This window comes from Enterococcus sp. DIV0774, assembly GCF_050539095.1.
Taxonomy (GTDB): Bacteria; Bacillota; Bacilli; order Lactobacillales; family Enterococcaceae; genus Enterococcus; species Enterococcus faecalis.
This window is the reverse complement of record NZ_CP172923.1, coordinates 1249284-1272712: the sequence shown is the minus strand read 5'-3', so window position 1 is coordinate 1272712 and position 23429 is coordinate 1249284. Positions and strand designations below refer to the sequence as shown.

Annotated in this window: 27 protein-coding genes; 1 reads left to right on the top strand and 26 read right to left on the bottom strand. The window is 38.1% G+C overall.

The features are described 5' to 3' along the window. Window positions 1-14 precede the first annotated feature (14 nt). The 24 genes from IGL86_RS06210 to IGL86_RS06095 all read right to left on the bottom strand — a co-directional run bounded on the left by IGL86_RS06210 (window position 15) and on the right by IGL86_RS06095 (window position 20569). Window positions 15-1550, bottom strand: a complete 1536-nt coding sequence (locus tag IGL86_RS06210) for a T7SS effector LXG polymorphic toxin (RefSeq protein ID WP_430605676.1) — start codon at window positions 1548-1550, stop codon at window positions 15-17. Further along, entirely contained in the window at window positions 1541-1903 is a 363-nt protein-coding gene (locus IGL86_RS06205) for a hypothetical protein (RefSeq protein ID WP_016626322.1), read from the bottom strand. Before IGL86_RS06205 ends, IGL86_RS06210 begins: the two co-directional genes overlap by 10 nt. A 9-nt stretch (window positions 1904-1912) precedes the next feature. Beyond that, window positions 1913-2167, bottom strand: a complete 255-nt coding sequence (locus tag IGL86_RS06200; RefSeq protein ID WP_430605674.1) for a hypothetical protein — start codon at window positions 2165-2167, stop codon at window positions 1913-1915. 81 nt (window positions 2168-2248) lie between these two features. Beyond that, the gene (locus IGL86_RS06195) at window positions 2249-2515 is read right to left on the bottom strand and encodes a YiaA/YiaB family inner membrane protein (RefSeq protein WP_010828797.1); all 267 of its coding nucleotides are present in this window, start codon (window positions 2513-2515) and stop codon (window positions 2249-2251) included. A gap of 25 nt (window positions 2516-2540) precedes the next feature. Beyond that, window positions 2541-2834 (bottom strand): WXG100 family type VII secretion target, encoded by a 294-nt coding sequence (locus IGL86_RS06190; RefSeq protein WP_010824652.1) that lies wholly within the window; start codon window positions 2832-2834, stop codon window positions 2541-2543. A 374-nt stretch (window positions 2835-3208) separates the two neighbouring features. Then, on the bottom strand, window positions 3209-5263 hold the full coding sequence (locus tag IGL86_RS06185) for a cation:proton antiporter (RefSeq protein WP_002360309.1): 2055 nt from the start codon (window positions 5261-5263) through the stop codon (window positions 3209-3211). Between the two features lie 35 nt (window positions 5264-5298). Further along, window positions 5299-5631, bottom strand: a complete 333-nt coding sequence (locus IGL86_RS06180; protein WP_002357572.1) for an ACP phosphodiesterase — start codon at window positions 5629-5631, stop codon at window positions 5299-5301. 77 nt (window positions 5632-5708) lie between these two features. Continuing rightward, window positions 5709-6185: a hypothetical protein gene (locus tag IGL86_RS06175; RefSeq protein ID WP_033625384.1), complete on the bottom strand. Its 477-nt coding sequence runs from the start codon at window positions 6183-6185 to the stop codon at window positions 5709-5711. Window positions 6186-6196: 11 nt separating this feature from the next. Then, window positions 6197-6391: a hypothetical protein gene (locus tag IGL86_RS06170; protein WP_002357574.1), complete on the bottom strand. Its 195-nt coding sequence runs from the start codon at window positions 6389-6391 to the stop codon at window positions 6197-6199. Window positions 6392-6584: 193 nt separating this feature from the next. Beyond that, complete coding sequence (locus IGL86_RS06165; protein WP_002382324.1) at window positions 6585-7433, bottom strand: DegV family protein; 849 nt, start codon at window positions 7431-7433, stop codon at window positions 6585-6587. Between the two features lie 75 nt (window positions 7434-7508). Continuing rightward, on the bottom strand, window positions 7509-8681 hold the full coding sequence (locus IGL86_RS06160; protein ID WP_002365661.1) for an LCP family protein: 1173 nt from the start codon (window positions 8679-8681) through the stop codon (window positions 7509-7511). A gap of 142 nt (window positions 8682-8823) precedes the next feature. Beyond that, window positions 8824-9672 carry a prephenate dehydratase gene (pheA, locus tag IGL86_RS06155; RefSeq protein ID WP_033625383.1) on the bottom strand — a complete coding sequence of 283 codons (849 nt, stop codon included), beginning with the start codon at window positions 9670-9672 and terminating at the stop codon, window positions 8824-8826. A 7-nt stretch (window positions 9673-9679) separates the two neighbouring features. Next, window positions 9680-10186, bottom strand: a complete 507-nt coding sequence (locus IGL86_RS06150; RefSeq protein WP_033625382.1) for a shikimate kinase — start codon at window positions 10184-10186, stop codon at window positions 9680-9682. A 19-nt stretch (window positions 10187-10205) separates the two neighbouring features. After that, window positions 10206-11492, bottom strand: a complete 1287-nt coding sequence (gene aroA / locus IGL86_RS06145; protein ID WP_025192040.1) for a 3-phosphoshikimate 1-carboxyvinyltransferase — start codon at window positions 11490-11492, stop codon at window positions 10206-10208. A gap of 6 nt (window positions 11493-11498) precedes the next feature. Next, window positions 11499-12593 (bottom strand): prephenate dehydrogenase, encoded by a 1095-nt coding sequence (locus tag IGL86_RS06140; RefSeq protein ID WP_002420202.1) that lies wholly within the window; start codon window positions 12591-12593, stop codon window positions 11499-11501. A 33-nt stretch (window positions 12594-12626) separates the two neighbouring features. Then, a complete protein-coding gene (aroC, locus tag IGL86_RS06135; protein WP_010713405.1) occupies window positions 12627-13793 on the bottom strand; it encodes a chorismate synthase in 1167 nt (388 codons plus the stop codon). Window position 13794: 1 nt separating this feature from the next. Then, window positions 13795-14871 (bottom strand): 3-dehydroquinate synthase, encoded by a 1077-nt coding sequence (gene aroB, locus IGL86_RS06130; RefSeq protein ID WP_010777636.1) that lies wholly within the window; start codon window positions 14869-14871, stop codon window positions 13795-13797. A gap of 22 nt (window positions 14872-14893) precedes the next feature. Further along, window positions 14894-15919, bottom strand: a complete 1026-nt coding sequence (gene aroF / locus IGL86_RS06125; protein ID WP_002363948.1) for a 3-deoxy-7-phosphoheptulonate synthase — start codon at window positions 15917-15919, stop codon at window positions 14894-14896. A 36-nt stretch (window positions 15920-15955) separates the two neighbouring features. Continuing rightward, complete coding sequence (aroE, locus tag IGL86_RS06120) at window positions 15956-16822, bottom strand: shikimate dehydrogenase (RefSeq protein WP_002369402.1); 867 nt, start codon at window positions 16820-16822, stop codon at window positions 15956-15958. A 488-nt stretch (window positions 16823-17310) separates the two neighbouring features. After that, window positions 17311-17766 (bottom strand): hypothetical protein, encoded by a 456-nt coding sequence (locus IGL86_RS06115; RefSeq protein WP_002357586.1) that lies wholly within the window; start codon window positions 17764-17766, stop codon window positions 17311-17313. Window positions 17767-17855: 89 nt separating this feature from the next. Beyond that, the gene (locus IGL86_RS06110) at window positions 17856-18230 is read right to left on the bottom strand and encodes a thioesterase family protein (RefSeq protein WP_033625381.1); all 375 of its coding nucleotides are present in this window, start codon (window positions 18228-18230) and stop codon (window positions 17856-17858) included. After that, window positions 18230-19450, bottom strand: a complete 1221-nt coding sequence (locus tag IGL86_RS06105) for a CCA tRNA nucleotidyltransferase (protein ID WP_002365655.1) — start codon at window positions 19448-19450, stop codon at window positions 18230-18232. Before IGL86_RS06105 ends, IGL86_RS06110 begins: the two co-directional genes overlap by 1 nt. Continuing rightward, window positions 19447-20226 (bottom strand): 4-hydroxy-tetrahydrodipicolinate reductase, encoded by a 780-nt coding sequence (dapB, locus tag IGL86_RS06100; protein ID WP_033625380.1) that lies wholly within the window; start codon window positions 20224-20226, stop codon window positions 19447-19449. Before dapB ends, IGL86_RS06105 begins: the two co-directional genes overlap by 4 nt. Further along, entirely contained in the window at window positions 20219-20569 is a 351-nt protein-coding gene (locus IGL86_RS06095) for a nucleotide pyrophosphohydrolase (RefSeq protein WP_430605671.1), read from the bottom strand. Before IGL86_RS06095 ends, dapB begins: the two co-directional genes overlap by 8 nt. A gap of 123 nt (window positions 20570-20692) precedes the next feature. Between IGL86_RS06095 and IGL86_RS06090 the strand changes: the two genes are divergently transcribed. Continuing rightward, a complete protein-coding gene (locus IGL86_RS06090) occupies window positions 20693-21577 on the top strand; it encodes a YitT family protein (RefSeq protein WP_002357595.1) in 885 nt (294 codons plus the stop codon). A 37-nt stretch (window positions 21578-21614) separates the two neighbouring features. Here IGL86_RS06090 and IGL86_RS06085 read toward each other — a convergent pair whose 3' ends face one another. Together IGL86_RS06085 and IGL86_RS06080 are read right to left on the bottom strand one after the other, a co-directional pair. Next, window positions 21615-22154, bottom strand: a complete 540-nt coding sequence (locus IGL86_RS06085; RefSeq protein ID WP_002361802.1) for a ReoY family proteolytic degradation factor — start codon at window positions 22152-22154, stop codon at window positions 21615-21617. Window positions 22155-22163: 9 nt separating this feature from the next. Next, entirely contained in the window at window positions 22164-23420 is a 1257-nt protein-coding gene (locus tag IGL86_RS06080; protein ID WP_002377424.1) for a tetratricopeptide repeat protein, read from the bottom strand. Window positions 23421-23429: the final 9 nt, after the last annotated feature.

The window sequence follows — 23429 nt, the reverse complement described above, 5'->3', positions numbered from 1 at the left end:
TTTTTCAATCTCCTTTATTTAGGTATTACTGTAATTACATCACCTAAATCATTAATTATAACTGTAACATCACCAGTTTCAAATTTCCATGTATTTATTTGGTTTCCTGATATTTTCACCCCATTTGTTATAGCGTCCTCAATAACTGATGGGGGAACATTTCTTGGCTGTACATATTTTTTTATAAAATCGCTATATTCTCTTGTTCCTGGAACGTATCCTTTACCTTTGGCAATTTCTTGTGCTCTAGTATGCAATTGAGCTCGAATATCTGGTGTGTCGGGAGCCATTCTTTCTAAAACATGTCCAGAATACTTACGTCCGTTTATAGTTGCTCCATTTTTATTTAAACTCCAAGATACATCATCCACAGCCCCACTGGCTTTCTTATAAGTCACATTACCAGTACTTTTAGGCTTATCTAACACATAAGTCTTTCCGTTTTTGCTTCCTCTTAAAGCAGCGTTATCCGTTCCTTTAACTCCGTTAGAAAAGGTCTGCGCATTTCTTACCGAAGCAACACCCATTCCTAACATCCACAAGGAATCCCACACACCTGATTCTTGGATTTCATCCATAACTCCTTGGCATTTTGACAGGAGACCTAATCCTAAAACTCTGTCATCTTTTTCAAAGTAATTATAACCTTTTTTCTGTTGGTTATTGACCCGGGTAGTCAGTTCCTTTGGCGTCAATTCTACTACATCTAAGTCATATTTTCTTATTAGAGAAGCCAAGTTTCCTGATAGTTTTTTCTCGTCTATTCGGTAGGAATAGCCGTCCTTTTCTAACATGTAATAATTGAAACCGTTCTTTTTATCATGAACATAAAGAATGGTGCAACCCGCTAACAGCTGTTTGTCAGTCACTTCATTTTTAGTATCTTTTTTGATTTCCGTAAAGTAACTTTTATCAACACCACTTGGTAAGGTGTAGAGGCCGTTGCTTTTGACCGTTGTTTCATTCAGGACTAAGATCCCTTGCATCGCCAACTGCATTTCTTCTAAGCTAGTGGCGAATAGGTTTTTGGTTTGTCGATCAAACTCATTGAGCTTTTGTATTTGCTTGTGGAGCTTATCAATGTCCTGTTGCATGCTTTCTGCCATCTTAATAAAGGTCCGTTGAGCATTTTGTAAGAGTTCATAAATTCCTGGAATTGGCTGACTATGGGCTAATGTGGCGACTGCTCTAGCAGAATCGTGCAATAATTGTTGATTGGCTTTCATGATTTTTATTTTTAATTTGAGTTTGTCTTCATCTAAAAAGCCTTCACTGGCAATAAACGCATCCGCAGCGCTGTATTTGGCCAAATCACTTTGGACGTTATCAACGGCGGCAGTCATTCGATGAATCGTCGGAATCACTAATTCTGAAAATAGCCCTTTTCCCGCATTATAGGCAGCGCCAGACAATGTATGACCGTCGATAGCTGCGATTAGTTGCTGACAACCTGCTGTTAGCTCACTGGTGGTTGTTCGGGCAACTGCTAGGTTGCTGGACAGCGCGCGCATCATTGCTGAAGAATCGCTACTGGAGTAGATTAATCCCATGACAACCGACTCCTTTCTCTTTGGAGCTGTAGTCGTTCTTCATTCGATTGTGCGGTTGCTTTTGTGTATCTTTGACTTAATTCATGTGTCTGTTGTTGTAAAAAGCCCTTTAAATAGCGTTGTTTTCCAGAGAGCTCCTCTTGCTCCCAACGCGTCGACTTACCGCCTTTATGAATCACTTCTGCGTTGAGTTGCTCAAGTTCGCGAAAATTTCTAGTTAGTTCATACTCTAGTGTACCAAAAATGGTTTGGATTTGCTTCTTTTCCTTCGACAATTGATCCATCGCTCGTTCTTTTTCGACAATCTGTTCCGCATAGTTCCTTCTTAATTTTTCATTCGTATCCTTTTCCATCGTTTCTCCTTATTTAAACGTTGTTTGGCTATCTCTAGCCGCCATCGTTGCCGCTAATTTGGGGAATTTATTGGCTTGTGCGTTGACACCATTGACTACTTTTGCTAATTGATTGAGCAGTTGATTACTGACTTTAAACCCTTTTTTCATGCTTGAAATATTGCTTTCTCCTAAATGACATATTTGATTTTTATTCACAGATACACTCTTGATCCCGGCAATTGCCTTTTGGGCAGTGCCTTGATTGGATGCAATTTTTACCATCAATTTCCTCCTTTAATTATTATATAAAAAGAGCATTCAAAAGAATGCCCTTTCAATTCATTAAAAATCAGAAGAAATTTCTTACTCTTCTGATTCTTCATGTGCTCGAAACATCTGATTATATCTTTCTTCATCTTCTTGATTATCTCTAATGACTTTAGATAAAGTGAATGAAGAAGAAATTAACCCTACCGATCCCATTAAATAATATCCCTTTACCATTAAAGGCTCCTTTAATGTATAAAGTCCCACCAAAATTAATACCACAAAGAACAGAAACGAACCCCATGCTAACATCACAAAAGCTGGTGTGTTTCGATAAGCTTTTTTCTTTAAATGATTATTCATTTTCCCCTCCAACAACTATAATTATTTAAAAACCAAATGAATGTGCATCCTGTTGATCTCGTTGTGCGACAGTATCAGCGTATTTGTTCAATTGTTGATTGATGCTAATAAGTAATTCTTCCATTTTTTTCACGTTACCCTCTAATTGATTATATTGTTCCAAGTACGCTTGAAATGCTTCGCCTTTCCATTGTTGCGAAATTTGTTGATTCATTGAATTAACTTTGCGAATTGCATCGTTAATTTGATTCGAGGCTTGTGCGTAAACTTTAGCTTGACTCTTAAGTTGTTCTGGAGTTACCGCAACTGTCCCTACCATTTTCACCACTCCTTTTTAATCGTATATTTATTATTACAATAATTAATTGCACACACAAACACCACATAAATAAAGGGTTTTTTTTAACGAAATATTAAAAATTGTTATTAAATAACGTTTTAGGCATATATCAAGAAATATAAACAAACGTTACGAATAATAATTAAAATATTTATTTTATTAAAAATTATATCTATTAATGGATTTTGTTATTATTTTTAATTAAATGTATAATTATTATAAAGAAAAAACCACCGTAAAAATTCTTTAAAATAAAAAATTTTACAGTGGTTTTTAGTCTGTACTTAAAATTTAGATATAGGATTTTCAAATTTTGAAGGAGATACCAACTCATCTATCTCATACACTATTACTTATTCTTTATTAAAATTTTTAACAAATCGTTTCAGCGGAACGTTATTCACTTCGCCGCTAATCGAATAACTCTCTAATAAATTGACATTTTTTCGTAACTCGTTCGCTTCGATAATTGAAATGCGTTCAGATTGTTCGTAATGATCAATCATCCGTCGTTCTTCTTGGAAGCCTAATAATAGGTCTTTGACATAGTCTGTCTCCGTATGAACAATATATGAATCAATAAATTCGCCTTTTTCAAACTTATGGGCTAAATCCAAGCGTCCGTCAATGAAGAAATCAATTAAATCATCATCATAGACACCGCGCAAATTATCTAAACTCTTCAGAATAACTTGAGAATTTCTTAGAAAAACTTGGCGAATATTTTCTAGTTCTTCATTTCGTAATTCTTTTTCTTCTTCAGAAGCTTCACCACGATTGAAAAATAGCTTAGGATGTAAAAGAATCGAAATGATTTGTCGAGCAAATAATAACCAAAAGCCTACAATCGATAATAATTGTTTGGCAATCGACCGTTGCATCCGTGTAATCAAGCGTTGATACATACGATAACTTCTGACACTAATTTCTCCTTGTTTCAGACTTTCTTCTAAGCCGTCTCGTTCAATGGACACAATTAACGTCCGCAACTCTTGCACTTCTTGTTTTCGTTCTGCACTTAGCTGCTCGGTATACAATTCTTTTAAACGATCTTGATAATTTTCAATGACCGCATTCATTTCACCACGAGGATTCTCTTCATTTTGCTGTTTTAAGACATCAATGACATCACGTAATAAATCAATTTCGACTGACTCTTCATTTTCCACTTCCGTCTCTGAATCAGTTAAAAATGGTAAAACTAGAATCCCGCCAATCAGAGTCACCAAAATAACACAAGCCGTAATGAATAGTAATAACGGTCGTTCTTTAAAATGCTCGCCGTTAATCGCTGTTGGCAAAATAAAGATGGTGGCTAAACTCACTGTTCCTTTAACACCGCCAAAAGTTAAAATCAGCATTTCATTCATTGCGTTTTTAACTTTTTTAAGGCCATGTTGAAGCGTGTAAACACTGAAAATGGCTAAGAAACGAATCAAAAAGACAACGGCGCTAATAATTAGAACAACCATTAGTAGGAACCAGTTTGAATATTGTTGGTCAATCCAAATTGGCGAAAACACTTGAGAAAGTTCAATTCCTAAGAATAAGAAAACTAAGGCATTTAAAGTGAACTCAATCATACTCCAAATACTTTCGCCAACATTTGACAGCTCTGCTTCAAAAAGCGAAACTTTTTTCAAACTAGACGCTTGCATAATTCCAGCAATCACAGCAGCAATAATTCCAGAAACGCCAATCAACTCTGAAATTAAATAAGCAATAAATGGCAAGAGTAATTCAATCAACAAGTAGCCTGTAACATCTTTTGCCACTGCAGTTTCAAGTAAATGAACAATTTGCTGTTTTAATAGAACTAACACGATTCCGACTACCGCTCCACCAATACTGGAAATAACCAAGGTCCCTGCCGCTTCCACCGGCGAAAATGACCCCGTTAATAAAGCCGCTAATGCAAATTGAAAGGCTGTAACGCCTGATGCATCATTAATGAGTCCTTCACCAGATAAAATGTTCATCGAACGTTCAGGAATGTCAATTCGACCTGATAACGAACCTACCGCCACCGCATCCGTTGGCCCTAAAGCCGCCCCAAAAGCGAAGCAAGCGGCTAATGGTAAAGTAGGCAAAATCATATGCAAGGTCCAGCCGACTCCGACTAAGGTAATTAACACACCAAAAAAGGCCAAGAAAAGAATCATCCCGAAATTTTTCATCATTGCTTTCAGATTGATTAGCTCCCCTTCTCTAAATAAAAGCGGTGCAATAATCATTACTAAAAACACTTCAGGCTCAAATTCAATTTCCTGCCCCATTTTAGTTAAACCAATTAGAACGCCTACAATAATTTGCACAATTGGCAGCGGAATGACGGGAACAATCCGGTTGAATATGTTTGAGAAGGTAATAGACAGTGCAAAAACAATGATTAGAAAGGTAAATTCCATCCTATCATTCCCTTCTATATTAAATTTTTATTGACTTACCGATCAAAACATTTAAGTAATTTTTTCTTTTTAAGAATAATTTTCTTTTCGACTTCTTCTAACTCAGAACTGCGTTCGCAAAGTTCCAATTGAGCGCGTCGTGCTTCTAAACGAAGAAGTTCTCCTTTAATTAATTCAATCTTTTTGTAGCGTAAGAAATTTTTCTTTTGCATACGTTCTGCAAAGTGTTGTCGTTTTTCTTCAGGGATTGCTTGATATTTCTTTTTCAAGTCAGCGACACACTTTTCAAATTCTTCACTCACCGAAACAACTTCCTTCCAAAATTTAATCTGACTAATTATAACAAATTTTACCAAAAGTACAAGCAAAATTGCTTTCTTTTTTTCAAAAGAAATTCAGACAAAACTTAACGCGGGAAAAGCTGATTTCTAGGAGCTGAACATGGTTAATCTTCATTAACAATAATATCAATTTCTGCCTCTTCATTCATCCGTGTTGAAAGAAAAAGAACTATTTCTTCTAGTGGCGCAGAAAAGCGTAAAACCACCCCTCTTCTGCCTTTTTTTAAATACCCTAAACGAATACCGTTCGGCTTTTGAACAAGGACAATCTTTTCGATATCTTTAAAGGCCGTGCCCTGATTGTCAAAAGGATGCGTAATAATACAGTCCTCCGCAAAACCTCTTGCATCGTAAAGAAAACTGAAGATAATCAAAATATATAACACACTTCGAATCATTTCAATTTTATCTCCTGCCGAAAATGCATTGGCCAGAATCATTAAACTAAAAAAAGCAACTAGATATTTTGTTGTAGGATGTTTTGCAGCCGGAATTACAATACTTTTACGTACGAAGTAAAAGTAACCATACATAACGACGACAAATAAAAATAGCAATAACGTAAATCCATCGATAATCACAAACGACTCCTTTATTTCTTTTTCTTTTGAATATCTGTTAATATATCATTTATTTCTTTAATTTCTTTTTTTGATTCATTAATCTTTTTGATAACCGCCTCACGGTTTTTTCCAGGCGGTAAGTCAATTGATTCTTGGTAGTAGTTTGCTAAAGCTTGAACTTTTTTCATTTTTTCGCTTTGCAACAAGGCTATATTTCTTTTCATTTAACCGCCTCCTCTTCCTTAGTATACATTACTTTGTAAGGAATTGCTTAATTTGCAAGATATTTTCTAATAAAAAGGAGTAATTTTACATTTTCTTATAAACAAAAAGTATTCGGCTGAGTAACAGCAGCAAACGACAAAATAATAGAATAAAAGATGAGACAGAAGTAGTTTACTTTTGTCTCATCTTTTATTATTGAGCTGAAATCGCTAAACCAATTGCTTTTTCCCCTAGATGGGTCCCAATAACTGGACCAAAATGACCGATTTCAATTTCTGCATTTGGGTATAGCTTTTGTAATTTTGCTTGTTCTTTTTCAGCAACGATGCGGTTATTGGCATGAATCACATACAGTTTAACTGGCGCTTCAATCCCTGCGTTTCGTTCACCAATAATCTTTTCTGCACGAGCAAAAGCTTTCTTTGTTGAACGGATTTTTTCAAATAATACAATCTTTCCATCTTCAAAAGTCAAGATAGGTTTAATCTTCAATAGCCCAGCGATCAAGGCTGCGCCATTCGTTAAGCGACCGCCACGAACTAAGTTGTTCAGATCTTCTACAATTAGATATGCATACGTATTGTCACGAATTAAATCTAATTTGGCAAAAATTTCTTCTAAGCTGGCTTTTTCTTCTGTTAAATCTAAAGCAGCTTCTACCATGTGTCCCATTGGCATACTTGTAATTTTTGAGTCATATGGATACAAAGCAACGCCTGGGATTTCATCAGTAAGTCCGTGCAATGTATGAACAAAACCAGAGATTCCTGAAGAAAGATGAATGCTGATGATGGTGTCGTACCCTTGTTCAGCGATTGATTTGTAAAGCTCTAACACTTCTCCTAAAGCAGGTTGTGAAGTCGTCGGAAATTCTTTACTATTATTTAGCAATGCATAATATTCATCTGCTTCAATGTCAATGCCTTCGTTGTATATTTTTCCATCTAAAATGACTGGGATGGGAATTACAAAAAGATTCGGATGATCTTTAATGCGCTCGGGTAAATAAGCTGTACTATCTGTCACAATAGCAATTTTCATTTTGTAACCTCGTTTCACTAATTTTCCACGTTGTTTCTAATATAGCATAAAAAAGGATATTTTAAAATGCTTTCCTTATTCGTTCAGGAATTTTTCGATGGCGTCAGCATTTTTTTGTTCATCTACTTCTAAAATACTGCCTGCATAAGAGGATTCACCAAAATTCCAAGAATCTGGTACCGGAACCGATAATGACTCAACCCCTGCTTTTCCTTTAATCAGCAATGATGGTCCGTTCGTTAACATGAAACTAACAGGCACATCTGTCGACATATAGCCGACTAATTTCCCAAGTGATTCTGGGGTTCTTAATAAAGTCATTGGGTTTTTCATTTGGCTCATTACAGCTGACATAACTTGTTGTTGGCGACGAACCCGACCAAAGTCGCCTTCTTCATCCATCCTAAAGCGAGCGTATTGAAGTAAGACATGTCCATCCATGACCTGTTGCCCTTTTTCAATATCAACACCATCTAAATTCAGTGATTTTTCTGCATCGATTTTGACACCTTTTGGAAACATAGAGTCAACAATTTTTTCAAATGATTGGAAATCTACCTTAGCATAATATTTCGTATCTAAATTAAAGTTTTGTTTTAACGTTTCACGAACCAATTCAGCACCGCCATAAGCGTATGCGGCATTAATTTTATTCGGCCCGACACCAGGAATGTCCACGAATGTATCACGCATAAATGAAATTAATTTCGGTTTTTTTGATGGTCCATTTAGTTGGAGAACCATTATTGTGTCGGCTCGTCCAGCATCTTCCCCACGTGTATCGCTGCCAAGAATTAAAATATTCTTAGCCCCATTGCTACTTTTGACACCATTAAATGTTTCTACTTTTTCTTGAGGCAACGAGTCATCATGTTCTGCTGCAGATTTTCCTTTTAAAAACATGACTGTACTATAGGCAAATAACAGAATCAATAGGATCACTAGCCATTTGAAAAAGCGTTTTGTTTTTGATTTTTTACGTTTCTTTTTTGGTTTCTTGTCTTTTTTTCCGCGGGGTGGTTGGTCAGAACCGTTGCCACCACCTGAATCTGTTTGATGTCGCCTCTCACTTCTGCGACTGTCCTCAGTATAGCTGTCTTCGTAAACTGGCTCTTGAAGGCTTTCAGCTAGTTCTTCTGGTTCTTCTTCTCTATGTTCACCCATTGATTTTCGGGGATTAAAGGTCTTTTTATGCTCTGCTGGTCTCGATTTTTCATGAATATGTTTATAACGATCTACACGACTCATCGTGTCACTCCTTTACCTCTGTGTTTTATCACCTTTCTTAGGATACCTCATTTCGCAGGAAATTCCTATTACAAATATGTAATTTAATAAAAAATGAAACTCACTTTATCTAATAAGTAAGCTTCATTTTCATTTTAACTCTTTAAAGTGTGGACAAAACATAGATCGGGTAATCCCCTAAAATTTTTATTTCTGCGCCAATGAGTTCCAGTTCTGTTAAGGCTGCTTCAATTAATTTTTCTGGTTGATCTTTCACTAAGTCCATTAAAAAGAAGTACTCTCCTAGCTTTGTTTTCAACGGCCGCGATTCTATTTTGCTAAGATTAATCCCTCGCCAACTAAACACGCTTAATGCTTTGTGTAAAGAGCCAGGAACATTACTTGGCATCGTAATCGCCAGCGTTATTTTTTTCTCAGATAGCGGGAAAGAAATCGCTAAATTTTCAGAACCAAGAACCCAAAATCGGGTTTGATTTACCGATAAATCTTGTATATTTTTTTCTACGATGGTCAAATCATACATTTCCGCAGAAAGTTTTGGTGCAATAGCTGCAAAAGGTAATTCTGGATGTTCTGCAATGTATTTGGCGGCGTAAGCTGTTGAAGGCGTTGCTTCTAAAATCGCTTCTGGAAAGTTTTTCTCTAGAAACATCTGCGATTGAGCTAATGCTTGCGGATGTGATAAAATTTTCTGACTTTGTTGCCAGATCGCTTGATTCTCTTTTGCCACCATTAATTGTTGTTGAATCGGTAAAACTAACTCTGCTTGGACAGGTAACTGCGCTTGATGATACAAATAATCTATCGATGCGTTAACAGTTCCTTCAATCGTGTTTTCTATTGGGATAATGCTGCATACCACTTCTTGCTGTTCAATTGCTTTCAAGCAAGCTGGAATCGATGCGTACGGTATCAATGTAGCATCAGGAAAAGCAGCCAACGTTGCACTGTACGTAAAGGAACCAATCGGACCTAAATAACCAACTTTCATCGTTTCTCTACTCCTTTAATTGTTGCAGAATTTCATGGATAATTTCTTCTGGCGAGCGATTGGTCGTATCAATTGTCATCTTCGCACATTCTTCATAAAAATTTTTACGAGACTCAAATAAAGTAATGATTTCTTTTGAAGAACGTTCTATAGCTAAGGGGCGTTGGTTTTCAGTATCTTCTGCGATTCTTTTTAACAGCTCTTCTGGTGTCGCATGTAAATAAATCACTTGCTGAAAAGATTTTAATAAGCTACGATTTTCTGGTCCGACAACAATCCCGCCCCCAGTTGAAAGGACGGCTGTATTTTTTGACAGCTCCTTTAAAAGTTGGGTTTCCTGTTCTCGGAAAGCTGCTTCACCATATTTTTCGAAATAGTCAGGAATTGAGCGTCCTATTTTTTCCATTAACGCTGTATCTAAATCAAGATGAGGCATCTTTAGTTTATTGGCCAAACTTTGGCCGATAGTTGTTTTACCCGCACCCATGAAACCAATTAAAACAATGCTTTCCATGGTTCGTTATCCTCCTTCGTTAACAACTTAAACGTTCTAAGTCGTCAAAAAATGCTGGATAAGAAACTGAAACTGCTTCAGCCTTATCTAATTCAACAGTGCCTTCTTTTACAAGTAATGCAGCAATTTGTAACATCATCCCGATACGATGATCCCCATAACTGGTAACTCTTCCACCATGTAAAGAAGTTGGCCCATGTATAATTAAGCCATCATCAGTAGGCGTGATGTCGGCGCCTAAAATTGTTAATTCTTTCGCTACTGCATCAATCCGATTGGTTTCTTTGACTTTCAATTCTTCTGCATCTCGAATGATTGTCGTGCCAGTAGCCTGAGTAGCTAACAAAGCAATAATCGGTAACTCATCAATTAAACGTGGGATAATAGCGCCACCAATCTCTGTAGCTGTTAATTGACTCGTTTTTACAAGTAAATCGCCAGAGTGATTGGCCTCATCTTCATTTAAAATAGTGACGGAACCACCCATGTTTTTAATCACATCTAAAATACCTGTCCGCGTTTGATTTAAGCCAACATTTTTCAGAAGTATCTCGCTATCTAGGACTACTAAACCCGCAACTAAAAAGAAAGCTGCAGAAGAGATATCACCAGGAACTACCACATTTTGACCTGTTAATTGTTGCGGTCCAGTTAACATAATTTTTTTACCGTCTACTTCAAGCGTCCCACCAAATTGTCGAATCATCTCTTCTGTATGATCACGTGTCTTTTCTTTCTCAACCACTACAGAAGTGCCCTTGGCTTGCAAAGCAGCGAATAAAATAGCCGATTTAACTTGAGCACTTGCAACAGGCATTGTGTAGTCAATCGGTTGCAAATTTTGAGTCCCGCGAATAGAAATTGGCGGAAACTCCGTTTGCTGAACCCCTTGACATTCCGCTCCCATTTGGTTTAAAGGAAGCATCACACGATTCATCGGTCGTTTGGCAATAGACGCATCACCAGCTAGGCGCGTTTCAAAGGGACAGCCAGCTAAAATGCCCAGCATCAGACGAATTGTTGTCCCTGAATTTCCAACATCAATTGTATTCTTCGCCTTTTTTAAACCTGCAAATCCTTGCCCCTCAACGGTGATTGTCGTCCCGTCATCTTCAATGTTCACACCTAAAGAACGAAACGCCGCTAAGGTACTTAAACAATCTTCGCCTCTTAGAAAATTTGTAATCGTCGTTTTTCCAGAAGAAATCGCTCCAAACATAATACTTCTATGGGAAATCGATTTGTCGCTAGGAACCATCAGAGTCCCTTGTAAATGTTTCACATTTGTACGTAGTTGCACCCTCATCACCTCTTATTTTTCGTAACATGTATAGTTCGTTTTTTTAGATAAAATTTGTTTTGCAGCTTGGCAGTCTGGTTGATTTTTAAAAGACAATTGAAGAATCCCATAGATTTCTTCTCTCGTTTCTAAAATTTTAATATTTGTAAGAGAAAGGTCCGCTTCGCCTAAAATTTGCGTAATTTCAGCAATGATTCCTGGTTGATCTGGTACATCAACAAACAGATCATAGAAAGCTGGGATTGCGCCTTCTTTATGAATAGGCAATTGAGCACGTGTTTCTTTGGCTTTATCAAAAAAATTACGAATAGCTGGGGCGTTTTTTTCCGTTAACCATTGGCAAACAGTAGTCATCTCTTTTTGCCAATTTTCTAGTAAATCCAATAATACTAAGCGATTGCTTAATAAAATATCCGTCCACATCGTTGCATCAGAGGAAGCAATTCGAGTAATATCTCTAAATCCTCCAGCCGCTAGCTGCTGTGCTCTAGGGTAAGTGGTATTCAGTTGCTGACTTTCGTTCACTAAAGCTGCGGCAACAATATGTGGCAAGTGACTTAGAGCACCAGTAATTTCATCATGTTCCTGTGCAGGCATCGTAATAAACTTCGCATGCGTTCCTTTTAGTAACGTTTGTAACTCCTGAATCTGTTTGCTTTTTTCGCCATGGTCATCGGTAAAAATATAGTAGGCATTTTCAAACAAACGTTCATCAGCGGCTGTTACGCCGGATTTATGTGAACCAGCCATTGGATGACCACCAATAAAATTTTTCATGTTAAGCTTTGTTGCTAACTGATTAATTTCCACCTTGGTACTACCCACATCTGTGATCAGAGCAGTTTCTAGTGATAATTGGTTTAATTCTTCTAGTTGTACTAAAGTTGCTTTAACTGGGGAACAAAGAAAAATAATCTCTGCTCGTCTTGCCCCACTTGTTAAAGATTCAGCTATCTCATCAATTAGACCCGTTTTCTTAGCAAATTCAGTTGACTCCGCTTGATTATCAAAACCGATAATCTCACTGTTTGGATGCCCTTTTTTGATACACAAAGCCAGTGAACTCCCGATTAGCCCTAATCCTACGATTAAAATACGTTTCTTCATTTTTTCCCTCCATATACTTGCGACTTTCTTCCATTAAAAGTTTTGAGTATATAGGCGATAACGTTTCACTGCTTCTTTCATTTGTTCAAATGAGTCACTATCAAATTTTTCGAGCATAGCCTTCGCTACTTCCGTTGCAACAACGGCTTCACAAACAACGCTAGCGGCCGGTACTGCCGTGCTATCAGAGCGCTCAACGCTGGCCTTATAAGGCTCTTTTGTATCAATATTTACGCTTTGCAATGGTTTATAAAGGGTTGGAATAGGTTTCATGACACCACGAACGATGATTGGCATTCCGTTGGTCATTCCTCCTTCAAAACCGCCTAAATTGTTGGAAGTTCTGGTATAACCTGTACTTTCGTCCCAAACAATCTCGTCCATCACTTGACTACCAGGGCGTTGCGCCATTTCAAATCCAATGCCAAACTCAGCACCTTTAAAAGCATTGATGCTTACAACAGCTTGCGCAATTTTGGCATCTAGTTTACGATCCCATTGAACATAGCTACCTAAGCCAGCTGGAACGCCACCCACAAGTACTTCTACTACCCCACCAATTGTATCGCCATTTTTCTTGGTTTGGTCAATTAGTTCTTTCATTTTTTCTTCTACGGAAGGATCTAATACGCGAACGGCAGATTGTTCAGACCGTTCTTGAATTTCACGGATCGTTAAATTTTCAGGGATCGTAGCTTCAATCCCGCCTAATACTGCGACATGCCCAGCGACTTGGATATTCAGTTCAGCTAAGAGTTTTTTAGCAACCGCACCAATCGCCACACGCATCGTTGTTTCTCGTGCCGAAGACCGTTCTAAAACATTCCGTAAATCATCATGTTGATATTTCATGCCACCGACTAAATCAGCATGTCCTGGACGTGGTTTGCTGACGCGGCGGATTTTCTTTTGTTTTTCAGGAACTGGCTCTACTGACATCACGGAGGTCCAATTTTTCCAGTCTTTGTTTTCGACAATCAACGTTACTGGTGAGCCAAGTGTTTTACCATGCCGAATGCCCGAAGTAATACGTACTTGGTCTTTTTCAATTTTCATCCGTCCCCCACGACCGTAACCGCCTTGACGTCTTGCTAATTCTCGGTTAATCTCTTCGCTACTTAAAGGCAAGCCGGCTGGTAAGCCTTCAATAATAGCAGTTAATTCAGGTCCATGTGATTCGCCTGCTGTAATAAAGCGCATCTTAAATTCCTCCTTCTCTGTTTAAAAATGCTCGAATTTCTTCCGTTGGTAAAGAGACAATTTTCGCTTGACCAATTTTTTCTAAGACAATGATTTTAATCTGTCCCCCACGTGTTTTTTTATCATGTGTAATTGCTTGATAGAGACGTTCTTCTGGCCAACAATCTGTCGTTACTGGTAAATCGAACTTTTCTAGCATGGTGACTAACTCTTGGGTAGTCCCAAGTGGGGAAAGCCCTTGTTGTTCTGCGACTTGAGTTATTTGAATCATTCCTAAAGAAACGCCTTCACCGTGAGCAATCACCCCGTAACCAGCTGTATTTTCTAATGCGTGGCCGATCGTATGCCCAAAATTCAGAATCAAACGTAAGCCCAAATCTAATTCATCTTCTTCGACGACATCACGTTTAATCTTGCAACAGGCCGTGATAATTTCTTCTGCATGTGCCACTAAATCTTGTTCATTTTCCAAAGAGGATAAACGGTGCCACAATTCAACATCAGCGATAGCTGCTGATTTTACAATTTCTGCAATTCCTTCACGCACACGTCTAGGTTCTAATGTTTTAAGTGTATTAGGATCAATTAAAACCCCATCTGGTTGGGCAAAAGTACCGACAAGATTTTTGGCTTTTTTAGTATTAACCGCTGTTTTACCTCCAATGCTACTATCTACTTGTGCCAGTAAGGTTGTTGGTACTTGCAAAAAGTGAATACCGCGCATATAGGTTGAAGCGACAAATCCAGCTAGATCTCCCACAACGCCTCCACCTAAAGCAATTAGACCATCACTTCGAGTCAATTGCTGTTCCGCTAAAAAATCATAAAGCAGCTGAGCTGTTTCGAGGCTCTTACTTTGTTCACCTGCCGCTACAGCAATCAATGATGTTTCAAAACCAGCAGCTTGCAATTCTTTCTCAACAGCTGCGCCATATAATTTATTCACCGTTTCATCGGTAATAATCGCTACCCGTTGTGGCTGCCACAGGCTACGTACCCAGGTGCCAATTTTATCTAAGGCACCTGTTTCGATGGTTAAATCATATGAATGTGTAGGTAACGTTACGGTTAATTTCATGTCCTCTACTCCTCTGTCTTTACTAATCTTCTAAAGCATTAATTTCTTTCATTGCTTTTTCGATGATATGAACTTCTTTCATCATACGTAGGTAAGTTTTTTCATTCAAGGATTGTGGCCCATCTGACCACGCATTCGCTGGATCTGGGTGAATTTCTACAATCAAGCCGTCCGCACCTGAAGCAACACCTGCTCGGGCCATTGGCGGTACTAAATCCCAGATACCAACACCATGACTCGGATCAACAATAATTGGAAAATGACTTAATTTTTTAATTAAAGGCACCGCACTTAAATCAAGTGTATTGCGCGTAGCTGTTTCGTACGTACGAATCCCACGTTCAATGAAGATCACATTGAAATTTCCTTGCGCAGCAATGTATTCAGCTGCGTTTAGCCATTCATCAATCGTACCGGCAATCCCGCGTTTTAAGCCAATAGGTTTTCCAGTTTTACCAACCGCTTGTAATAACTTGAAATTTTGCATGTTGCGTGCACCGATTTGTAAAATGTCACTGTATTTTGCGACAAGTTCTAAATTCGCTTCATCCATCACTTCTGTAATGACTTGCATATCTAATTCATCAGCCGCTTGGCGAATGTATTTCAGTCCTTCTTCTTCTAGTCCTTGGAAAGCGTATGGCGACGTTCTAGGTTTGAATGCACCACCTCGTAAAATTGTTGCACCGCCAGCTTTAGCAATTCGCGCACATTCACGAATCTGATCTAAGCTTTCGATTGAACAAGGGCCCGCCATCATGGTCATACTGCCGTCACCGATTTTAACACCGTTCACATCAACCACTGTATTCTCTGGATGAAATAAACGACTCGTTAGTTTGTAAGACAACGAAATGCGAACACTTTTTTCCACGCCTTCTAATGCTGTTAACTCTGCTTCAACTAATTTTTCTGTATCACCAATCAAGCCGATCACTGTTTTTCCATTATCTTGACTTGTTTGAGTAGTTAAGCCTGCACCTGTTACTAAATCAATGACTTGTTTCATTTGCTTTTCGGTTGCATTTTCTTTCATAATTACGATCATTATATTCTCTCCTCATGCCTTTAAACGGCGCTCTTTTTATCTATTTTCAATTTTACGTTTTACGACTGATACAGGCATTTTTTGTCCTGTCCATTGTTCAAAAGCAGCAGCGCCTTGATAAAGTAGCATGTCCAAGCCGTTGCTTGTTTCTGCGCCACGTAAACGGGCTTCTTTTAATAACTGTGTTTCTCTGGGATTATAAATAGCATCATACACGAATAACTTCGGTTGAATCATTGCATAATTTTCTATAGGACTACTATGTGCATGGGGATGCATACCCACACTCGTTGCATTAACTAACAAGACGCTTTCAGCAACATCTTTTGCTAGTTTTTCAGTATCCGCTAAATCGTTTAAATGAATTACACAGTTGGTTCGTTCAGTGAAATTTGCCAGTTTTTTTTGACTGTCGTTAAACCCCGCGCTTTTCCTGTTGTAAACGGCGATTTCTTTCACGCCATCTAAAGCAGCTTGGGCAATGATTGATAAGGCTGCACCACCTGTTCCTAAGATGGTCATTTTATTCTGAAAAACGTCAACCTTTTTCTCTTTCAAACTCCACATAAAACCAGTACCATCCGTGCTGTCTCCGTAAAGTTTTCCATCTTTGTTGACAATCGTATTAATTGCGCCAACCAGTTGAGCGGTAGGACTTAGTTCATCCATATAACTTACAGCCGCCACTTTATTGGGCATTGATAAGTTGGCCCCTAACATGTGAAACGTTCGAATCGCTTCAATTGCTTGTGGCAATGTCTCTTGTCCAACGTCAAACGCCAGATACCGAGCATCAACTCCTAAATTTTGAAATGCTGTATTATGAATCAACGGTGAAATACTGTGTTGGCTGGGTTTCGCGAATAGCCCAGCTAAACGAGTGGCTCCAGTTATTTCTTTCATCCTGTGTGCTCCTTTACGAAATTTTTTTAGTAAGTTTCTGAAATCCTAATTTTTGGCCAAACAAAAAGGATATTCACAGTAAATTTTAAGAAAAATCTACAGTGAATACCCTACAAAAAAGCAATATAAAAGCCACTATAGATTTTCTTAAATCTACATGGCTGAAAGTCATCTTAAATTTCCCTAGCCATTATAGATACAAACGTTTGTTGTCTGTACCCATAATGTTATGAATACAAACCTATCTAAAATAGCTAAAGTAAAAGTTATTCAGTTGTGTATGGTTTTTCTTCGTTGTTGTCATAAGAATCACTCCAAAACTGATTTAATTAAGAATTGTTAACAGTATACCGCTAGAAAAAACATGTGTCAACACTTATTCGCTTATTTTTTCGACTATTCCATTAAAACCAATGTTATTTTATTCGTCAAAAGACTGAAAAAAGCCACAGGAACCAGTCATTTCACTGATTCCTGTGGGGCAAAAATTATTTTAATTCTTCAGCGTATACATCGTCAACTGTTTGTGTTGGGTCGATAACAATGTATAAGTTTTTAGTTTTTTCGCTGACTTTTGTAGATTGATAGATGTTATCCAAGCCCTCATCTGTTTTATCTTTGTAAGGGAAATAAACTAAATCTGGTGTGCCATTTTTGTAAAGAATTTCCATACGTTCGATATCTTCATATTTTAAAGCACGAGAGAACATCCCTAATTCTAAGCCACCTAAGTTAATATCGTGGGTTTGAACATGATCTCCTTCTTGGAAAATTTCAATTTTGAACCCTTCACATGGATGAATTTCAACAAATTCACTACCATGGATACGGCCAAAACTTGTTGTAATATGTTTGATCCATAAATCACCAATAAAACGACGATCAATCGTCCAAGTTTCACCATTTCTGAAATAAAATTTAAGTCCTGTCATTTCTCTAGCCATAGCACAAATCTCCTTACTTAAAAATAATTTCTTACATTATTAGTTTACCATACTTTTGATAAACGGTCACAAACTTTCGCTGTAGATTCTTAATATTTTGTTATTCTTTTTAAAAAAGAATCAATCTCAACTACTGCACGTTGGTGAGAACCTTTGGCAATTTGTCGTTCTCCTTCATAAGCAACAAATTCATAGCGTATTTTGTGTGCAGTCTGTTCAATGCTGGTCATCGTAACAACGATTGTCGCCCCTACCGCAGATGGATATAAGTGGCGTAATTCTAACACCGTTCCGACAGTTGTTTCCCCAACTGATAATTGGTCCTTCACAGCTTCTTTGGCTGTTTGTTCAATCATGGCAGCTAAAGCAGGGGTTCCTAAAACTTCTAAGTCACCAGAACCGAGCATTTTAGCCGTTTGTGATTCTTTCACCAAGAATTTTTTTGTAAACATTTCTGTTGGCATTATGCTTTCTCTCCTTTTGAACGTTGTTTTTTGGCAAACGAAAGCAGAACTTCTTGTTTATTCTCTAAGCTACCTTCAACAACGTGTTGCTCGATTTCAGCAATCAGTTCCCCTAACCATTTGCCTGGTGTTTCTTCTAAGACGGCTAAAAGGTCTTTTCCTGTTATGGCCAATTCATGTCTTTGATGGATGGGTAATGCCTTAACTAACTCTTTTGTTACTTGTACTTGACTCTCTTGTTGGTAATAATATAAAAGCCTTTCAACAAGTACTGCTGATTCTTCGCCTAATTCATAAAGCATCATTGGCTGCCAGTCGTTACTCAAGCGAAAACGCAAACCGCGTACTAATTGTGAAACGTTTTGGATTAATTGATTTGAAAGTTTCCAAGCCTTTAAGAAGGAGCGAATTTCTGCTTCTGGTAAATTCAATGATTGGATAAGTAACGTCCACGCTTCTGCTTCTGTTTCAATTTGACGAGCAGGCAAGTCCATTAAACGAAAAAGTCCAGCCCCTTGTTCTCGTAATTTGGGACAGTATTGATAGCATTCTGTTTCAATAAACGGAGCTAAGCCACCTTGTCGATTAACCCCTAAAAGCATTTTTACAAATTCAATCGTAATGCGTTCTACTGAAATTTTTTCTAATAAAGGATGAAATTCAGCGATAGCGGCTAAGGTTTTTTCTTCAATTTTAAAATCTAATTGGCTAGCAAAGCGTAAGCCCCGCATCATTCGCAGAGCATCTTCATGAAACCGCTCATGGGGATTACCGACTGCACGAATGGTTTGATTAGTTAAATCTTCGATACCATCAAATAAATCAATGATTTCACCTGTGCTGTCGAGCGCCAAGGCATTAATCGTAAAATCTCGTCGTTTTAAATCTTCTTTCAAGGAGCGAACAAAGGTGACTTCATCCGGTCGGCGAAAGTCTTGATAAGTTGACTCGGTACGAAAGGTTGTTACTTCATACTGTTGGTCTTCCATCAATACAAGGACTGTGCCATGTTCGATGCCCACATCAACGGTTCGTTTAAAAATTTGCTTAATTTCTTCTGGATAGGCACTTGTCGCAATATCGACATCATGGATTGGTTTATTTAATAAAGCATCACGGACGCTGCCCCCGACAAAATACGCTTCAAAGCCCTGTGCATTGATTTCACGAATAACGGGAGCAGCTTCTTTAAATTCGTTTGGAATAGTTGTCAATTTCATAGCATCTGTTCCAATCCGTAAAGTAGTTCTGTTCTCTGTACCACTTGCCGACAAGCTAACGCCACTCCTGTCATGAATGAACGCCGATCATAAGAATCATGCCGAATAGTGAGCCCTTCACCTACACTGCCAAATTGGACTTGTTGGTGTGCCACTAAACCAGGTAAGCGGACACTATGGATTCGCAGACCCTCGAAATCAGCCCCGCGTGCCCCTGGTATTGATTCTACCTCTTGCGGATTCCCTTGTTTTTTTGCTGGCCGAACTTCTTGAATCATTTCTGCAGTTTTTATAGCCGTTCCGCTCGGTGCATCCAATTTGTTATCATGATGTAATTCAATGATTTCCACATCTGGAAAATACTGTGCCGCTTTTTGGGCAAATTGCATCATTAAAACTGCCCCAATTGCAAAGTTTGGCGCAATTAAGCCGCCGATGGCTTTTTCTCGAGATAGGTTTGTCAATTCGTTGATTTGTTCCTCCGTAAAGCCTGTCGTCCCAACAACTGGCGCCATACCATGTTCCAACGCAAAACGTGTATTTGGATAGGCGGCTTCAGGAACCGTAAAATCAATCCAAACATCTGGTTTGACAGCTAGGACTTCTTCTAAGCGCTGAAAAACGGGAATTGCTGTTTCATCATTGAAAGAAACAGTTTCTGGTGCTTCATGAGGATCATACACACCTACTAATTCAAAGTCTGCGGTTTCTAAGACCATTTGTGTAGCAGTACTGCCCATCCGTCCTTTAAACCCAGCGACAATTATTTTAATCATGTGTTTTCCCATCCTTTCTTTCAAAGCGATAGCGATCCCGCTTGTTAAATTTGGCCATATTTTCTTCAAAAACTTCGGTTAAATCAATCTCTAAAGAATTTGCCATGCTAATCAATACAAAAAAGACATCTCCAAGTTCCTCTGATACTGTCTTTGATTTTTCGTCTGCTTTTTTCTGTTTTTCACCATAATAATGATTGACTTCACGGGCTAATTCTCCGACCTCTTCCGTCAAACGAGCCATTTGTCCTAATGGTGAAAAATAGCCTGTTTTAAACTGTTGAATATAATCATCAACTTCTGTTTGCATCGATTGCAAACTACGTTGTTCTGATTCTGACATTTTACCCCAACCTTTCTTACTCTACCTCCTACATCTTATCAAAAACTTGACTATCTGGAAAGGTTCTACTTGTTGTTTTATATAGAGAATGATACAGTTTATACTGTAAAAGGACGTGATTAAATGGAAGAACAAAGATTTTATTTTAAAGATGTGTTATTTATTGTATTAGGAAGCTGTATCTATGCCTTTGGTTTGGTTACTTTCAATATTGCCAATGACCTGGCCGAAGGTGGTGTCACGGGGATTACTTTGATTTTAAGGGCCTTATTTCATTTTAACCCAGCATATACGACATTATTAATCAATATTCCGCTCTTATTAATTGGTGGTAAAATTTTAGGCAAACGTTCCCTCTATTATACGCTAATTGGTACCGTGTCGTTATCGGTATTTTTGTGGTTTTGGCAAAAATTTCCTGTTGAAATTAATTTAGATCATGATTTATTGATTGCTGCTCTCTTAGCTGGTTTGGCCGCAGGATTCGGGAGTGGCCTTGTTTACCGCGTAGGCGGAACCACTGGTGGGACCGACGTCATTGCCCGCATTTTCGAAAAATACTTTGGGATTAGCATGGGCCGCTCGTTGTTACTTTTTGATGTTGCAGTCTTACTCCTCTCGTTGACCTATATTGATGTCAAACGAATGATGTATACTTTAATTGTGTCCTTTGTTTTCAGTCGTGTTGTCGATTCTGTACTCGATGGAGCCTATGCTGCGAAAGGAATTTTAATTGTTTCCAATCATTCCGAAGAAATCGGTCAAAGTTTAATGGCTTCTTTAGAACGTGGGGTAACATATTTAAATGGTGAAGGTGCTTATTCACAAGTGGAAAAACGGGTTCTCTACACGGTAGTCAGCCCTCGAGAAATAATGGAAGTCAAACGGATTGCTAATGAAATAGATGAAAAAGCCTTTGTGTCCATCATTAACGTACATGAAGCAATTGGCGAAGGCTTTACTTATGCAAAACCCAGCAAACAACGGCGCTTTAAATTAAAACAATAAATAAAACCCAGCATTTATTGAAAATGCTGGGTTTTATTTATTGTTGTTTCAAACGATTTAATTCATCGGATAATTCTAAAAACGCTTCTTTGTTGCCTGTTTCTAAAGCATCATCAATTTGAGCTTTAATTAATGCCATTCGTTGCGTTTGTTCTTCTTGCTTAAAGTATTGATCAATCGCTCTGGCAACTTCCTGATCCACTTGTTCATTCCATGGCGCAAACGGATTGTCTTCTAAAACAGATAAATACTGGCTCGTTTGCCAAGCCTCTGGAAATACACATTCTAAATAAAGAGCTTTCCGCCAATTCATCCGAATCTCGTGAAAAATTTGTTCCGGATCTGTAAATTCTTGTGCTTGGATAAAAAGCAATAACGGCTCCTTACCTAAACCATCTGCTACCACGCGGATCCCTCGATCAGTCTTCTCTACGTTCTCAACAAAATGAACATTATTTAAAATCGCATCGTGCGTTAATAAGTAATTTAAAATCCACAGTACTTCTCTTCTTCCAAAAGGCACTGTATTCACTAACCAAGTTAAAAATTTTTTCTTTTCTGATAAACTAACAAACATCGTCGTTTCCTATCTTTCTTCCATATCTGCTAGCACAGATTGCATGTCGACATCACCAGGTTCATGTTCCAAATAATGGTGCAACAAGTGTTTTGCTTTTTCAAGTTCGCCTTCTTCTCGTAAGAACAATGCGTATTCTTTTAGAAATTCTGGTTCGTGAGACAATTCTTGCGCTGCTTGTTCGTAATGAACTTTAGCGACGGCAAAGTCTTCTAATTCGTTGTACGCTTTTGCTAAGTTCCATTCAGCATAAGGATGATCCGTTTCCTCTAAATCATTTAAGATAGTAATTACTTCCTCAAAACGCTCTTCCGTGATGTAGAGATTACTTAAGGTCAAACGACTTTCATCTGTTTTCTCACCTAATTCCAAAGCTTTTAACAACCAGTTTTCAGCACCAGCAATATCGTGTAAGCGATAGGCATTTTCAGAGGCAAATTGGTATAACTCTACTTGGAAGGGGTTTTCCGCAATTCCTTCTTCGATCACCGCTTTTGCTTCCTCTAATTGCTCTTCTTCTTGGAGCGCTTCCGCTAAATATAGATAAAGTGATTGATAATGTGGGTTTAGTGTTTTTAATTGCTGGAACAACGCAATGGCTTTTTGATTCTCATGTAACTGTAAATAAGTGAAAGCTAACTGGAATAAACGATCGTCTGTTTGTTCTTCTTTGACCGCGGCTTCCAAATAAGGAACTGCTTCTTCAAAATCACCTAACATGCTGTAACTACTTCCTAAGCGTTCATTCAAGGAAATAGCAGAGATTTGTGCTGTCCCGCTTTCTACAATGCTTTGATAACGAGTAATAGCCTCGACAAATTGACCATTTGTAAAGTATAGTTCTCCCAAAGCAAATTGAATTAACGGCTCTTCTGGCATAAGATTGGCTGCTTCTTTTAATTTCGCTTCACTGACTTCTGGAATCCCTAAAACTTGGTACAAATCCGCAGTAACTAAGAGGCTTTGGACATAACTGTCACTAGTTTCTGGAATTTTTTCTAAATAGATGAATGCGTCATCTATTTCATTATTTTCAATGGCGATTTCTGCTAATGGAATGTTTAAGCCATCTGCATCGGGAAATTGTTCCAACAACTGTTGGAAAATTTGTTTGGCTTCTTCTAGAAAACCTAAAGATAATAACGTTTCCCCTAAATCAGCTAAAGTATTTTCATCATCTTTCTTTAATGCTTCTTCAAACATTAACTGTGCTTCTGCTAAATTTTCAGCTTGTAATGCTTGAACCATTTTTTCACTATATGACATAATTTCCCC

Excerpts from the sequence above, each read along its gene's own strand:
- IGL86_RS06090 (WP_002357595.1), top strand. The coding sequence starts at position 20,693 with ATGGAAGAACAAAGATTTTATTTTAAAGATGTGTTATTTATTGTATTA.
- IGL86_RS06210 (WP_430605676.1), bottom strand. The coding sequence starts at position 1,550 with ATGGGATTAATCTACTCCAGTAGCGATTCTTCAGCAATGATGCGCGCG.
- IGL86_RS06110 (WP_033625381.1), bottom strand. The coding sequence starts at position 18,230 with ATGCCAACAGAAATGTTTACAAAAAAATTCTTGGTGAAAGAATCACAA.
- IGL86_RS06095 (WP_430605671.1), bottom strand. The coding sequence starts at position 20,569 with ATGTCAGAATCAGAACAACGTAGTTTGCAATCGATGCAAACAGAAGTT.
- IGL86_RS06190 (WP_010824652.1), bottom strand. The coding sequence starts at position 2,834 with ATGGTAGGGACAGTTGCGGTAACTCCAGAACAACTTAAGAGTCAAGCT.
- IGL86_RS06205 (WP_016626322.1), bottom strand. The coding sequence starts at position 1,903 with ATGGAAAAGGATACGAATGAAAAATTAAGAAGGAACTATGCGGAACAG.
- aroF (WP_002363948.1), bottom strand. The coding sequence starts at position 15,919 with ATGATCGTAATTATGAAAGAAAATGCAACCGAAAAGCAAATGAAACAA.
- IGL86_RS06080 (WP_002377424.1), bottom strand. The coding sequence starts at position 23,420 with ATGTCATATAGTGAAAAAATGGTTCAAGCATTACAAGCTGAAAATTTA.
- aroB (WP_010777636.1), bottom strand. The coding sequence starts at position 14,871 with ATGAAATTAACCGTAACGTTACCTACACATTCATATGATTTAACCATC.
- IGL86_RS06185 (WP_002360309.1), bottom strand. The coding sequence starts at position 5,263 with ATGGAATTTACCTTTCTAATCATTGTTTTTGCACTGTCTATTACCTTC.
- IGL86_RS06085 (WP_002361802.1), bottom strand. The coding sequence starts at position 22,154 with ATGTTTGTTAGTTTATCAGAAAAGAAAAAATTTTTAACTTGGTTAGTG.
- IGL86_RS06170 (WP_002357574.1), bottom strand. The coding sequence starts at position 6,391 with ATGAAAAGAAATATAGCCTTGTTGCAAAGCGAAAAAATGAAAAAAGTT.
- pheA (WP_033625383.1), bottom strand. The coding sequence starts at position 9,672 with ATGAAAGTTGGTTATTTAGGTCCGATTGGTTCCTTTACGTACAGTGCA.
- IGL86_RS06200 (WP_430605674.1), bottom strand. The coding sequence starts at position 2,167 with ATGGTAAAAATTGCATCCAATCAAGGCACTGCCCAAAAGGCAATTGCC.
- aroE (WP_002369402.1), bottom strand. The coding sequence starts at position 16,822 with ATGAAAGAAATAACTGGAGCCACTCGTTTAGCTGGGCTATTCGCGAAA.
- IGL86_RS06140 (WP_002420202.1), bottom strand. The coding sequence starts at position 12,593 with ATGAAGAAACGTATTTTAATCGTAGGATTAGGGCTAATCGGGAGTTCA.
- aroC (WP_010713405.1), bottom strand. The coding sequence starts at position 13,793 with ATGCGCTTTATTACAGCAGGCGAATCACATGGACCTGAATTAACTGCT.
- dapB (WP_033625380.1), bottom strand. The coding sequence starts at position 20,226 with ATGATTAAAATAATTGTCGCTGGGTTTAAAGGACGGATGGGCAGTACT.
- IGL86_RS06150 (WP_033625382.1), bottom strand. The coding sequence starts at position 10,186 with ATGGAAAGCATTGTTTTAATTGGTTTCATGGGTGCGGGTAAAACAACT.
- aroA (WP_025192040.1), bottom strand. The coding sequence starts at position 11,492 with ATGAGGGTGCAACTACGTACAAATGTGAAACATTTACAAGGGACTCTG.
- IGL86_RS06160 (WP_002365661.1), bottom strand. The coding sequence starts at position 8,681 with ATGAGTCGTGTAGATCGTTATAAACATATTCATGAAAAATCGAGACCA.
- IGL86_RS06105 (WP_002365655.1), bottom strand. The coding sequence starts at position 19,450 with ATGAAATTGACAACTATTCCAAACGAATTTAAAGAAGCTGCTCCCGTT.
- IGL86_RS06165 (WP_002382324.1), bottom strand. The coding sequence starts at position 7,433 with ATGAAAATTGCTATTGTGACAGATAGTACAGCTTATTTACCCGAGCGC.
- IGL86_RS06195 (WP_010828797.1), bottom strand. The coding sequence starts at position 2,515 with ATGAATAATCATTTAAAGAAAAAAGCTTATCGAAACACACCAGCTTTT.
- IGL86_RS06115 (WP_002357586.1), bottom strand. The coding sequence starts at position 17,766 with ATGGCTAGAGAAATGACAGGACTTAAATTTTATTTCAGAAATGGTGAA.